7 protein-coding genes, 1 rRNA gene and 1 riboswitch are annotated in these 14047 nt (G+C 48.7%); of the genes, 3 read left to right on the top strand and 5 right to left on the bottom strand.

Annotated features, from left to right (window positions below; genetic code table 11):
• Nucleotides 1-454: 454 nt before the first annotated feature.
• The gene (ssb, locus tag ACRC53_RS08005; protein WP_438621683.1) at nucleotides 455-1030 is read right to left on the bottom strand and encodes a single-stranded DNA-binding protein; all 576 of its coding nucleotides are present in this window, start codon (nucleotides 1028-1030) and stop codon (nucleotides 455-457) included.
• A 242-nt stretch (nucleotides 1031-1272) separates the two neighbouring features.
• Between ssb and uvrA the strand changes: the two genes are divergently transcribed.
• Entirely contained in the window at nucleotides 1273-4104 is a 2832-nt protein-coding gene (gene uvrA, locus ACRC53_RS08000) for an excinuclease ABC subunit UvrA (protein ID WP_438642950.1), read from the top strand.
• Nucleotides 4105-4255: 151 nt separating this feature from the next.
• Here uvrA and ACRC53_RS07995 read toward each other — a convergent pair whose 3' ends face one another.
• Entirely contained in the window at nucleotides 4256-5374 is a 1119-nt protein-coding gene (locus ACRC53_RS07995) for a pyridoxal-phosphate-dependent aminotransferase family protein (protein WP_438642949.1), read from the bottom strand.
• A 168-nt stretch (nucleotides 5375-5542) separates the two neighbouring features.
• Nucleotides 5543-5712: riboswitch (Lysine riboswitch) on the top strand.
• Between the two features lie 159 nt (nucleotides 5713-5871).
• On the opposite strand from ACRC53_RS07995, the gene lysC reads away from it, so the two are divergent.
• Entirely contained in the window at nucleotides 5872-7224 is a 1353-nt protein-coding gene (lysC, locus tag ACRC53_RS07990; RefSeq protein ID WP_438642951.1) for a lysine-sensitive aspartokinase 3, read from the top strand.
• 60 nt (nucleotides 7225-7284) lie between these two features.
• Here lysC and metH read toward each other — a convergent pair whose 3' ends face one another.
• Nucleotides 7285-10977 (bottom strand): methionine synthase, encoded by a 3693-nt coding sequence (gene metH, locus ACRC53_RS07985; protein ID WP_438642948.1) that lies wholly within the window; start codon nucleotides 10975-10977, stop codon nucleotides 7285-7287.
• Between the two features lie 217 nt (nucleotides 10978-11194).
• Here metH and ACRC53_RS07980 point away from each other — a divergent pair, with 217 nt between their 5' ends.
• Nucleotides 11195-12508 carry a cation:proton antiporter gene (locus ACRC53_RS07980; RefSeq protein WP_438642947.1) on the top strand — a complete coding sequence of 438 codons (1314 nt, stop codon included), beginning with the start codon at nucleotides 11195-11197 and terminating at the stop codon, nucleotides 12506-12508.
• Nucleotides 12509-12665: 157 nt separating this feature from the next.
• On the opposite strand, the gene metA is transcribed toward ACRC53_RS07980, so the two are convergent.
• Nucleotides 12666-13595 (bottom strand): homoserine O-succinyltransferase MetA, encoded by a 930-nt coding sequence (gene metA / locus ACRC53_RS07975; protein WP_438642946.1) that lies wholly within the window; start codon nucleotides 13593-13595, stop codon nucleotides 12666-12668.
• A 180-nt stretch (nucleotides 13596-13775) separates the two neighbouring features.
• Nucleotides 13776-13891, bottom strand: a 5S ribosomal RNA gene (gene rrf / locus ACRC53_RS07970).
• Nucleotides 13892-14047: the final 156 nt, after the last annotated feature.

The following is a 14047-nucleotide window of genomic DNA, read 5'->3' as shown; positions in this document are numbered from 1 at the left end:
CTTTGGCTGTCAAGGTCTGTTTTTCACATCCCTTAAAAGCGTTTTATTCTTTACTGTTAGCATTCAGTGATTTTCATCACGGTTGCCGTGTCAGTGGGGTCGCATTATAGGGAGTTTTGCGTTTGGTGCAAGGGAAGATGTGCGTTTTTTTTCTGTTTGCTTAAATGCTGTACGAACAGATGGAAATAACGGCAATTAAGGGAGCAGAACGAGGCTATATCCCTAAAAAAAGAGGTTTTTGTGGTTATTTTTGCTTTTAGGTTCTGATCTTACATATTTCTTATATATAGAAAGAGGAATATAAGAAGAAAAAGAGGCCTGTCGGGTTAGGTGAGGGGTAAGTGGGTGACTGTTTTGTTCAATCTATTTTGCACTATCTATATAGATAGATGTAAAAACCGCCTTGAGGCTAAACTGCAAGGCGGTTTTTAGGATAACAAGGTGCGTGGGTTTATCAGAACGGGATGTCGTCGTCAAAATCCATTGGTGGTTCTGCATTACCAAAACCGGCGTTGTTATTGGCCGGAGCAGGCGCTGCGTTATTGTTATTGTAGTTGTTTTGCGCTGGGGCGTTGTTGTAACCACCTTGTGGGGCAGCGGATTGTGGAGCAAAGTTCTGGTTTTGAGGTTGTTGTGGCTGACCCCAACTACCTTGCTGTGATTGGCCACTTGGTGCACCACCCATGCCGCCACGGGTATCAAGCATTTGCAGTTCATCTGCCTGAATTTCGGTGGTGTAACGCTCTTGGCCGCTCTGATCCTGCCATTTACGGGTACGCAGTTTGCCTTCAATGTAAACTTTTGCGCCCTTTTTCAGGTATTCACCGGCAACTTCAGCCAGTCGACGGTACAGGACAACACGGTGCCATTCAGTGAGCTCTTTTTGCTCGCCGGTGTTCTTATCGCGCCAGCTTTCAGAGGTCGCGATGCTGATGTTGGCAACAGCATTGCCATTCGGCATGTAACGCACTTCAGGGTCTTGCCCTAAATTACCGATCAGTATGACTTTGTTAATGCCACCTCTGGCCATAACTCTCTCCGCTTGGTTGGGTTGTGGTATTGATTCACTTTCTAACCGCTGAGTGTAACACGGTCAACCTGAATGTTGGGGAGATTTACCAAAAGAACTTGAAGAGGACAGGAGATTGGGAAGTCAGTTCGCAGTGGACATGCTTGCACATAGATTCATACGCGGTGAATTACTGGATATCTATTCAGTTTTTTAACTTTTATGCGATACTAAAATTCTTCCCGTTTACCTGAAGTGGCTGTATGAATAAGATCGAGGTCAGGGGTGCACGTACCCATAATCTGAAAAATATCAATCTGATCATTCCGCGTGATAAGTTAATTGTGATCACGGGGCTTTCCGGTTCAGGAAAGTCATCTTTGGCTTTTGATACGCTGTATGCCGAAGGGCAGCGGCGCTATGTCGAGTCACTTTCAGCGTATGCGCGCCAGTTTTTATCGTTAATGGAAAAGCCGGATGTTGACCATATCGAAGGGTTGTCACCGGCAATTTCCATTGAGCAAAAATCAACATCTCATAATCCGCGCTCGACCGTTGGGACTATCACTGAGATCCATGACTATCTGCGTTTGCTGTTCGCCCGAGTAGGTGAGCCGCGCTGTCCTACACATGATGTGCCATTGGCGGCGCAGACGGTCAGCCAGATGGTGGACAATGTGCTGAGTCTGCCTGAGGGCAGTAAGCTGATGTTACTGGCACCGATTATTAAAGAGCGTAAAGGTGAGCACAGTAAGACGCTAGAGAGCCTTGCGGCACAGGGGTACATTCGTGCCCGAATTGACGGTGAGGTGTGTGATCTTTCTGACCCACCAACGCTTGAGTTGCATAAGAAGCATACGATTGAGGTGGTAGTTGACCGCTTTAAGGTACGGGCTGATTTAGCACAGCGGTTAGCCGAGAGTTTTGAGACGGCACTAGCACTGTCAGGTGGTACGGTGACGATTGCGGATATGGATAATCCGCAAACAGCATTGCAGGTGTTCTCTTCTAATTTTGCCTGTCCACAATGCGGCTACAGTATGCATGAGTTAGAGCCGCGGTTGTTTTCGTTTAATAATCCGGCCGGTGCATGCCCAACATGTGATGGCTTAGGGGTTCAACAATATTTTGACCCTGATCGGGTGGTGCAAAACGCGGATCTCTCTTTAGCTGGCGGGGCAATCAAAGGATGGGATCGGCGTAATTTCTACTATTTCCAGATGTTGAAATCATTGGCGGAGCACTATGATTTTGATATTGAAGCACCGTTTAGTTCACTTTCTGCACGGGTACAAAAAGCGGTGTTATCAGGTTCTGGCCGCGAGAACATTGAGTTTAAGTATATTAATGATCGTGGGGATACCACGGTGCGCCACCACCCTTTTGAGGGGGTGTTGCACAATATGGAGCGCCGCTATAAAGAGACGGAGTCCATGGCGGTACGCGAGGAGCTGGCAAAATATATCAATAACCGCTCGTGTGCCAGTTGCCACGGTTCCCGTTTACGTGAGGAGGCTCGGCATGTGTTTGTGGCAGAAACAACGCTGCCGGATATCACGCAGATGAGTATTGGTGATGCGCTGACGTTCTTCCACCAGCTACAGTTTGTTGGGCAAAAAGCGCAAATTGCGGAGAAGGTGCTCAAAGAGATTCAGGATCGGTTGCTGTTTTTGGTCAACGTGGGTCTGAATTATCTGACGCTGGCGCGTTCAGCAGAAACCTTGTCAGGCGGAGAAGCACAGCGGATCCGGTTAGCCAGCCAGATTGGTGCGGGGCTGGTCGGGGTGATGTATGTGCTAGATGAGCCTTCTATTGGTTTACATCAGCGGGATAATGAGCGGCTATTGCAAACGCTGGTGCATTTGCGCGATCAGGGAAATACGGTGATCGTAGTTGAGCATGATGAAGATGCGATTTTAGCCGCAGATCATATTATTGATATTGGTCCGGGAGCCGGAGTTCACGGCGGTGAGATAGTTGCTGAGGGAACTGCCGCACAAATTATGGCTAATCCGGCCTCATTGACCGGCCAGTATCTTTCCGGTGCTCAAGCTATTGAGATCCCGAAGGTGCGGACACCGGCTGATCCGGCCAAGGTGTTGCGACTGATTGGGGCAACCGGCAATAATTTAAAGAATGTCACGCTGTCGATTCCTGTTGGACTATTTACCTGTGTGACCGGTGTGTCTGGCTCCGGAAAATCAACCCTGATTAATGACACATTATTCCGTATCGCCCACCGTGCGCTCAATGGGGCTACGGCAGATGAGCCTGCGCCATACCGTGATATTCAGGGGCTAGAGCATTTCGATAAGGTGATCGATATTGACCAAAGCCCGATTGGTCGGACTCCGCGCTCAAATCCGGCAACCTATACCGGTATTTTCACGCCGATTCGTGAGTTGTTTTCGGGTGTACCTGAATCGCGTACTCGCGGTTACACACCGGGGCGTTTTAGCTTTAATGTGCGGGGTGGCCGCTGTGAAGCGTGTCAGGGCGATGGCATGATCAAAGTGGAGATGCACTTTTTGCCTGATGTGTATGTGCCGTGCGATCAGTGCAAAGGTAAACGCTACAACCGTGAAACGCTGGAGATCAAGTACAAGGGCAAGAGCATTCATGAGGTGCTGGATATGACCGTCGAAGATGCGCGCGCATTTTTTGATGCAGTTCCGGCACTGGCGCGTAAGCTGCAAACGCTGATGGATGTTGGGCTGTCGTATATCCGGTTAGGCCAGTCAGCGACGACGCTGTCGGGCGGTGAGGCGCAACGGGTGAAGCTGGCACGTGAGTTGTCAAAACGTGATACCGGCAAAACGCTGTATATTCTGGATGAACCAACCACTGGTCTGCATTTTGCTGATATTCAGCAGTTACTGACCGTACTGCATAAGCTGCGCGATCATGGCAACAGTATTGTGGTAATTGAGCATAATCTGGATGTCATAAAAACAGCGGACTGGGTGGTCGATTTAGGCCCAGAAGGGGGCAGCGGTGGAGGTGAAATTCTGGTGGCAGGCACACCGGAAACCGTGGCGCAGTCAACCACTTCACATACGGCACGTTTTTTAAAGCCGATATTACAGCGTTCATAGCCCATCAACAGTCACGGCAATAACACCAAAAGGGGCGAACGCCCCTTTTGGTTTATATCAGGTTCAGTTGATCTCAGGTAACAAACCATCATCAAGTAAAGATAGCGTTATCTGGTCACCGCAGTTAGGTTATAGATGTCAGCACACGTGTTTAACGCAAAACATCCTGCAGGGCTTTAAGGCATAGCGCGACATTTTCACGGCGGGCGGCATAGCCCATCAGCCCAATCCGCCACGCTTTTCCGGCCAGCGCCCCCAATCCGGCACCGATCTCAAGATTGTACTCACTGAGTAAACGCGATCGGATCTGTGCATCATCAACACCTGCAGGAATATAAACGGTATTTAACTGCGGTAAACGGTATGCTTCATCCACCACAAACTGCAATCCTAGCGCCTGCAAGCCCTCTTTCAGTTCGGTGTGCATCTGACGATGTCTGGCCCACGCATTTTCCAGCCCCTCTTGCTGCAACAGCAACAAGGATTCATGCAAGGCATATAGCGTATTCACCGGTGCGGTATGGTGATAACTGCGCTTACTGCTGCCGCTCCAGTATCCCAACACTAAGGTTTGATCTAAAAACCAGCTGGGCACCTTGGTTTTACGCGCCTGTATTTTTGCCAACGCACGGGCTGAAAACGACAGCGGTGATAAACCCGGTACACAAGATAAGCACTTCTGGCTGCCAGAGTAGACGGCATCAATACCCCATTTATCAACATACAGTGGCACGCCGCCAAGCGACGTTACCGCATCCACAATAGTCAGACAGTCGTGATTGCGGGCCAGCTGACACAGTGCTTGCGCATCTGAACATGCGCCGGTTGAGGTTTCAGCATGCACAAAGGCCACGATTTTAATGTCGGGATCGGCACACAACGCGGCCGACACTTTATCTACCGAAACCGGTGCGCCCCATGCATCCTCCACCAGCACCACTTGCCCACCTACCCGTTCAACATTTTCGGCCATACGCGCGCCAAACACACCATTGCGGCATACCAGCACTTTATCACCCGGTTCAACGATATTGACAAAACAGGCCTCCATTCCCGCCGAACCGGGCGCAGAGACGGCAATGGTAAACGGATTTTCGGTCTGAAAGGCGTACTGCAACAACGCTTTTAGCTCATCCATCATCTGAATAAACAGCGGATCAAGGTGGCCAATGGTTGGGCGTGATAACGCCTGTAACACTTGCGGGCTGACATCTGACGGGCCTGGGCCCATTAAAATCCGCCGTGGTGGGATAAATGAATGTAAATGCATCGGAACACTCCTTGTTGGCTAACCGGAAGAATACACACAGTTTAGTATCGGAAGGCTTGGCCATAATCGCAATAATCACATTGATTAACAATTTGATTGACAGCTTAAAAATAAACCGATATTTCTGGTGTCAACCTTGCTTGCCACCGTATATGGATTGAGGGCAAGCAGGCCAGAAGAGGTGCATCATTCAGGTAACGGGTAGTCGACACCGCAGTCAGTGACTATCCGCAAGGGGAGTGTATGCCGAGATTGTGTTGCGGCGGATGCAACATGATCGGCTACGGAGGCTGAATCCTCCGGGCTGTCACCGTTATCGGTGGAGCGCTTCTGGGTGCAGGAATTTTCATCGGCATTTGGGTATATCACTCCCCGGATTTTTGGCTAAATTCCGTTCGCATTTGCGACTCCCGCTGCTTGCTTTACCCCTTCTCGGTTCTGCGGACTACGTGCCAAGAACGTAAGGACTATTTTCGAGGTCACGAGGAATTTTCATGATGTCTTATCTGACTGTTGCCAAATTTGGCGGAACCAGTGTCGCCAACCATCCGGCGATGTGCCGTTGTGCCGAGATTGTTTTGGATGATCAACACACTAAAGTCGTGGTGCTCTCTGCCTCGGCAGGTGTTACCAATTTACTGGTCGCTTTAGCCAATGGCTGTGATGCTGACCAACGGGTTGACTACCTCAATGAAGTTCGCCAAATCCAGCACGCTATTTTGCGTGATTTAGGCAATCCACCGGCAACGGTCAGCGCCATTCAGCATATGCTCGAAAATGTCAGCGCACTGGCAGAAGCCGCCAGCCTTGCGACATCACCGGCACTGACTGATCAGCTCATTAGTCACGGTGAACTGATGTCAACGCTGCTGTTTACCGAACTGCTTACCCAGCGTGGTATCAAGGCCGTATGGGTCGATATTCGCAAAGTGCTGCGCACCGATAGCCACTTTGGTCGCGCAACACCCAATATTGCCGAAACAGCACGCCTGAGTGAGCAGCTGATCATGCCGCATCTGGCCGACAGCATTATCATCACCCAAGGGTTTATTGGCGCTGATGAGCACAATAAAACCACCACCCTTGGTCGTGGCGGCAGTGATTACAGTGCAGCTCTGCTGGCCGAAGCCCTGCGTGCCGATAGCCTGATTATCTGGACCGATGTTGATGGGATCTACACCACCGATCCGCGGATAGTGCCACAGGCAACTCGAATCAATGAAATCAGTTTTTCTGAAGCCTCAGAAATGGCCACCTTCGGTGCTAAAATTTTGCATCCCGCCACGTTGTTGCCTGCAGTGCGCAGTGATATTCCGGTGTTTGTCGGTTCAAGCAAAAGTCCGAAAGCCGGTGGTACGTGGGTGACCCGTAATGCCAAACAAAAACCACTGTTTCGGGCACTGGCCGTACGCCGTGATCAGATCCTGTTGACACTGCATAGCCTGAGTATGCTACATGCACAGGGGTTTTTAGCGGAAGTGTTCAATATTCTGGCACAGCACAAAATATCGGTTGATCTGATTACGACCTCAGAAGTCAGTATTGCGCTGACGCTGGATAAAACCGGATCCGCCTCTTCTGGCGCAAGCTTATTGACCGATTCGCTACTCGAAGCCTTAAGCCAATTATGCCGGGTAGAAGTGGAACACGATTTAGCACTCGTGGCACTGATTGGCAATCAGATGAGCCAAACGGCGGGGGCTGGTAAGCAGATTTTTGATGCACTGAGTAACGTGAATATCCGCATGATCAGTTATGGCGCAAGTGCCCACAATTTATGTCTATTAACACGAGGCTCTGATGCTGACCGCGTGGTGCAAATACTGCACCAGCGGCTATTAGAGCAGTGATAACCAACGTAACCACCGCTTTGCGGGTGCCGCAGCACAGCACCCGCAGCAAATGTCACCTTAATCTTCCGGATCGTAGCCTAAATTAGGTGTCAGCCAACGTTCGGCTTCCACAACCGACAGACCTTTACGGGCGGCATAATCTTGAATCTGATCACGTTGTACCTGTGCTACTGCAAAATATTTACTGTCAGGATGACTAAAATACCAGCCCGATACTGATGCCCCCGGCCACATGGCATAGGACTCCGTCAGACGCATCCCAATACGCTCCTCAACCTGTAACAATGACCAAATAGCTGCTTTTTCGGTATGCTCAGGGCAAGCTGCATAGCCCGGTGCTGGTCTGATCCCCTGATAATTCTCACGGATTAGCTCCTCATTACTGAGTTGCTCATCTGGCGCATATCCCCAAAACGATTGGCGTACCTGCTGATGCAAATATTCTGCAAACGCCTCGGCTAACCGATCGGCTATCGCCTTCACCATGATTTTATTGTAGTCATCTTGCTTGGCATCAAACGCATCGGCCAAGTCATGCTCTTCTAACCCCCCAGTCACTGCAAATGCGCCGTAATAGTCGGCTTTTCCGCTAGATTGTGGGGCCATAAAATCACTCAAACAGTAATTGGGAAACTCGCTTTTCTCCGTTTGCTGACGCAGATGGTGGCTGACCGCTAACACCTGCTGACGACTATCATCAGCATAAATAACCACATCATCATCAACACTGTTAGCGGCAAACAGCCCCATCACTCCACGCGGTTGCAAAGATCGATCGGCAGCCAGTTGATCGAGCATAGCGTTAGCATCGGCAAACACATTTTGCGCGGCCTCACCGACAACCTCATCTTGCAAAATTTGCGGATACTTGCCGGCCAAAGACCAGGTCATGAAAAATGGAGTCCAATCAATATATTCGCGCAACGTACTGATATCGGCGGCCACTTCACGCACGCCCAGCTGTTTTGGCACCGGTGGCTGGTAGTTTTCCCAATCAATTTTTACTGCATTGGCACGCGCTTGTGCCAGAGTGATCGGCGGTGTACGCGGTTTTTTACGGGCAAATTGTGCGCGTACTTGTTCATATTCACGGCGGGTACGCGCAACAAAATCCTCTTTTTGCGTTTCAGACAACAGTGCAGAGCAGACCCCGACCGTACGTGAGGCATTTTGTACGTACGTTGTCGGGCCGCTGTAGTTTTGCTCAATTTTTACCGCAGTATGGGCTTTTGACGTGGTCGCTCCGCCAATCAGTAGCGGAACGGTAAAGCCCTGCCGCTGCATCTCTTTGGCTACATGCACCATTTCATCGAGCGAAGGGGTGATTAATCCAGATAGACCGATAATATCGACATTCTGTTCACGGGCTGTTTTAAGGATCTTCTCACACGAGACCATCACACCTAAATCGATGATTTCATAGTTATTACACTGCAAAACCACCCCAACAATATTTTTGCCGATATCATGCACATCGCCCTTTACGGTCGCCAGTAAAATTTTACCCGCTGAAGCTCCCTGCTGTTTTGAGGCCTGAATATAGGGCTCTAAATAGGCAACCGCCTGCTTCATCACGCGCGCAGATTTAACCACCTGCGGCAAAAACATTTTACCTTCCCCGAACAGATCACCGACCACATTCATGCCGGCCATCAACGGGCCTTCAATGACATGCAGTGGTTTTTCAGCCTCCTGCCGAGCAGCTTCGGTATCTTGCTCAATAAACTCGGTAACCCCTTTCACCAGCGCATACTCAAGCCGCTTACTCACCGGCCAACTGCGCCACTCTGCTGCCTGTTTGTCTTCCGTTTCACCACTTTTTGCTGCCCGATATTTCTCAGCCAACGCCAGCAGGTTTTCCGTGCTATCGGCACGGCGGTTTAGCACTACATCCTCAACGGCATCACGCAATTGCGCAGGAAGATCATCATAAATAGCTAACTGGCCGGCATTCACAATGCCCATATCCATCCCATTACGAATGGCGTAATACAGGAATACCGCGTGAATAGCCTCACGCACCGAATCATTCCCACGAAACGAAAATGAGACATTCGATACGCCACCAGAAATTAAGGCATGCGGTAAGTGCTGTTTGATATCCGCACACGCCTCAATAAAATCAACCGCATAGTTGTTGTGTTCTTCAATACCGGTCGCAATAGCAAAAATATTCGGGTCAAAAATAATATCTTCCGGTGGGAAACCAATCTGTTCGGTGAGCAACCGGTAAGCACGCTGACAAATCTCAAATTTACGGGCTCGGGTATCAGCTTGCCCAGCTTCATCAAACGCCATCACCACCACCGCGGCACCATAGCGGCGTACCAGACGCGCCTGCGCCAGAAATTTCTCCTCGCCCTCTTTCATCGAAATTGAGTTAACAATGCCTTTACCCTGAACACATTTTAGCCCAGCTTCAATCACCTCCCACTTTGAGGAGTCAATCATCACCGGAACACGAGCAATATCAGGCTCAGAGGCGATCAAATTTAAAAAGCGCACCATGGCTTTTTCAGCATCAAGCATGCCTTCATCCATGTTGATATCGATGATCTGAGCTCCGCTCTCAACCTGCTGACGCGCGACATCTAGCGCCTCATCATATTTTTCATCTTTAATCAGGCGTTTAAACTTTGCCGAGCCGGTCACATTGGTACGCTCACCCACATTCACAAACAGTGTCTTTGGATCAATCGCATAAGGCTCTAAACCCGATAAACGGCAGGCTACCGGTAAAACAGGTAATGGGCGCGGTGCAAGCCCCTCCACGGCAACAACCATTGCAGCAATATGTGCCGGCGTTGTACCACAACAACCGCCGACCATATTCAAAAAGCCACTTTGTGCCCACTCACGAATATGGTCAGCCATCTCCGTAGGGCCCAAATCGTACTCGCCAAACGCATTGGGTAAACCTGCATTCGGGTGTGCCGACACATAACACTCAGAAATTCTTGATAACTCAGCCACATACTGGCGAAGCTCATCTGGCCCAAGTGCACAATTGAGCCCAAATGAGAGCGGCTGCACATGACGCATGGCATTATAAAATGCTTCGGTGGTTTGCCCTGACAACGTTCGACCTGATGCATCGGTGATCGTACCCGAAATCATAATCGGTAAACGGTAACCCACCTCATCAAATACTGACTCAACGGCAAATGCAGCCGCTTTTGCATTCAGGGTATCGAAAATCGTTTCAATCATGATCAGATCAACGCCACCGCGCAGTAGCGCACGTGTTGCCTCTTGATAGGCAACAACCAATTGATCAAAAGAGGTATTACGAAAGCCAGGATCATTTACATCTGGCGAAATAGACGCGGTGCGGTTAGTTGGCCCTAAAACCCCTGCCACATAACGTGGTTTCTCTGGTGTTTTAACACTCCACGCATCGGCAGAAGCACGCGCTAACTGTGCGCCAACATAGTTCATCTCAGCCGCCAATGATTCCATCTGGTAATCGGCCATCGCAATTGACGTTGAGTTGAACGTATTGGTCTCTAAAATATCTGCACCGGCCTCAAGATAGGCATCGTGGATAGCCGAAATCACACTCGGGTTGGTTAATACCAGCAGATCATTATTGCCTTTCAGATCACTCGGCCAATCGGCAAACCGCGTTCCGCGATAATCGGCCTCCTGCAGCCGATACTGCTGGATCATTGTGCCCATGCCACCATCAATAATCAAAATTCGCTTGGCTAACTGCTGTTCTAGGCTACTTAATACGCGTGGCTCTACCATGATTCCCTCTTGCACTCCTTGCTACGGCTTCACAACATCCTACCATAATTACAACAATTAGAAATCTAGATGGCTAAAGCAACCGAGCTATTTATCCACGTTTAACATTCATGTAAAAATAATCCATTACCTAAACCTCATATCATAGGATAATTACCCACAGTAACCGCACCTATTACGGGTAAACTGTCTATCGAACACATATTTTGAGGGTTTTATGAGTGTTTATTACACCTTGTGCTTTCTAGCCGCTATCGCGATTATGATTGCCTACTTAAATCAGTTCATCAGTAAAGTTCAAACAACCATCGCTATTACTGCTGGCGCGCTACTCTGTTCATTAATTTTAATTATTGCAGGGCATGTTGGCTGGTTTAATATTGAAAGCATTGCGCAAGGCATTGTGGAAAAGATCGATTTCCAAAACTTCCTGCTAAAAGGGATTTTAGGCTTCTTACTCTTTGCAGGCGCGCTCGGCATTAAACTGCCCGTACTCAAAGATCAAAAGTGGGAAATCACCGTACTTGCCCTATTCTCAACCCTGTTTTCGACCTTTTTGATCGGTTTTGCTACTTATGGGATCACTCATCTGATCGGCATTAACATGGCATTTATTCACTGTTTGCTGTTTGGTGCATTAATTTCCCCAACCGACCCTATCGCCGTTTTAGCGATCATCAAAAAGCTCAATGCTCCGCGCCGAGTTTCCATGCAAGTGGAAGGAGAGTCGCTGTTTAATGATGGGGTAGGCTTGGTTATTTTTGTCACCATTTTTGCCGTTTCATTTGGCGGGCGCTCACCAACGTTTCTTGATGTTTCGGAAGTATTTTTACACGAAGCACTTGGCGGGATAGTGTATGGTTTGGTGATTGGTTATATTGCCCATTTACTGATCTGTGCCACAGATGACGGTAGTCTGGAGCAATTAATTACCCTACTCGTACCTACCGCCGGCTTTGCTCTGGCCAACATGCTCGGTGTTTCCGGTGCGCTAGCCATGGTTGTTGCCGGTATCATGGTCGGCAACTGGACACGCTATCAAGGGTTTTCCGAACAAAGCTCACGCTATATGGATCACTTCTGGGAGATGATTGATCACTTCCTCAATGCGCTTTTGTTCCTGTTAATTGGCTTGTGTTTACTGCTGATCGATCTAACCCCACAAGGCATGTTGTTGATGCTGCTGGCTATTCCGGTCTGTCTGCTTGCACGCTATATCAGTGTTGCTGTGCCATTTATCGCTTTCCGCCGCTTTCGTACCTACAACCCATATACCCTGAAAATATTGACTTGGGGTGGTCTGCGCGGCGGTTTGGCTCTTGCCATGGCGCTGTCCATTCCGGCAGGAACCGCGTTTGTCGCCGGAACGCATACTGATGTCCGTGATCTTATTTTGGTAATGACCTATGCCGTGGTTCTGTTTTCAATTTTGATTCAAGGCTCTTCTATTGAGCGCATGATCATTAAATCAAAAAGTGTGGAGCCTTCCAAAAAAGAGCACAAGCACCCAAATACAGAACTTCCACACTAATTAGAATATCGCCTGTCGCGCCGAGCCCGCTTTATCTTTATATCTTCTGTATTTATGAAAAAACTAAGGGCTCTAAGAGCCCTTTTTTATACGATATTTTTTGTAGGATATAAAACAAATAACCATTCAGACACACTCATCCCCTCGGCACTAACTCTTATTCCAGTGTCGGCTTCATTACACGCAAATCATACGGTGTAATTTGGTAAACACAGTAATTAAGCCAGTTACTGAACAACAAATGGCCATGACTACGCCAAGCTGCCATCGGGCGATTGGCCGGATTATTATCAGGAAAGTAATTAACTGGGATCTTTGGCGATAACCCCTCAGCCAAATCTCGCTGATACTCACCCGCCAATGTCAGCGTATCGTATTCAGCATGCCCAGTTACAAACACCTGCCGCCGATCTTGGCTTGCCAACAAGTAAGCCCCTGCCTGCTCAGAGCGGGATAAAAGATGTAAATCCGTATATTGGCGAATTATTTGCTCAGGGAAATCAGCATAGCGCGAGTGTGGTGCTAAAAAAACCTCATCAAATCCACGTGTTAAAGGCGCGAGCGGATCAAGCACCTCATGCTCGTATACGCCTGACAACTTCTCTTCACGCGTCATCTTCGGTAATCCAAACAACACATTTAATGCTGCCTGTACCGCCCAACAAACAAACAGTGTGGATGTAACATGTGTTTTTGACCACTCAATCAATGTTCGAATTTGATCCCAATACGCCACATCAGCAAACTCAACCAATCCCAGCGGAGCACCAGTAACAATCAAACCATCGTAGTTTTTATCAGCAATCTGGCTGAAGCTACGGTAAAACATATCTAAATGCTCAGGTGGTGTGTTATGGCTAGGACGATGATCAATACGTAACAGCTCAATATTTAGCTGGAGGGATGAGTTAGAGAGTAAACGTAAAAACTGGTTTTCAGTCTCAATTTTCTTGGGCATTAAATTGAGGATTAAGACATTCAATGGCCGAATATCTTGATGCACAGCACGTGATTCAGGCATGACAAAGATATTTTCCTGACGCAACACCTGAGCTGCAGGTAGCTCATCGGGAATACGGATAGGCATTCAGTCGACCTCTCGTTATATCCATATAAACGTTTAGACATCTAGAAATCCATAATAATGTGCTTTTTACTCAAGATCCAGCCAAAAATATCCCTATCTAAATACCACGACGCACAACCGTTGCCAAAACCCAAAACGCAAAAAGCCCATCCTTTCGGATGGGCTTTCTACTTATTTGATGCCTGGCAGTTCCCTACTCTCGCATGGGGAGACCCCACACTACCATTGGCGCTACGGCGTTTCACTGCTGAGTTCGGCATGGGGTCAGGTGGGACCACCGCGCTATCGCCGCCAGGCAAATTCTTCTATTCTTTCTACATAACCGCTATCATCTGACAGCCATTACGCTTAATCCGGAAATTCACTGATAAATACTGTTTTTACTCTTAAAAACATCGGCTCGGACTCTCATCGTCCAACATAACTTTGGCGTTGTATGGTTAAGCCTCACG

Source organism: Plesiomonas sp., assembly GCF_051652165.1.
In the GTDB taxonomy this organism is placed as follows: domain Bacteria; phylum Pseudomonadota; class Gammaproteobacteria; order Enterobacterales; family CAMTGL01; genus Plesiomonas.
This window is presented reverse-complemented; position numbering and strand designations above follow the sequence as displayed.

Excerpts from the sequence above, each read along its gene's own strand:
- ssb (WP_438621683.1), bottom strand. The coding sequence starts at position 1,030 with ATGGCCAGAGGTGGCATTAACAAAGTCATACTGATCGGTAATTTAGGG.
- uvrA (WP_438642950.1), top strand. The coding sequence starts at position 1,273 with ATGAATAAGATCGAGGTCAGGGGTGCACGTACCCATAATCTGAAAAAT.
- ACRC53_RS07995 (WP_438642949.1), bottom strand. The coding sequence starts at position 5,374 with ATGCATTTACATTCATTTATCCCACCACGGCGGATTTTAATGGGCCCA.
- lysC (WP_438642951.1), top strand. The coding sequence starts at position 5,872 with ATGTCTTATCTGACTGTTGCCAAATTTGGCGGAACCAGTGTCGCCAAC.
- metH (WP_438642948.1), bottom strand. The coding sequence starts at position 10,977 with ATGGTAGAGCCACGCGTATTAAGTAGCCTAGAACAGCAGTTAGCCAAG.
- ACRC53_RS07980 (WP_438642947.1), top strand. The coding sequence starts at position 11,195 with ATGAGTGTTTATTACACCTTGTGCTTTCTAGCCGCTATCGCGATTATG.
- metA (WP_438642946.1), bottom strand. The coding sequence starts at position 13,595 with ATGCCTATCCGTATTCCCGATGAGCTACCTGCAGCTCAGGTGTTGCGT.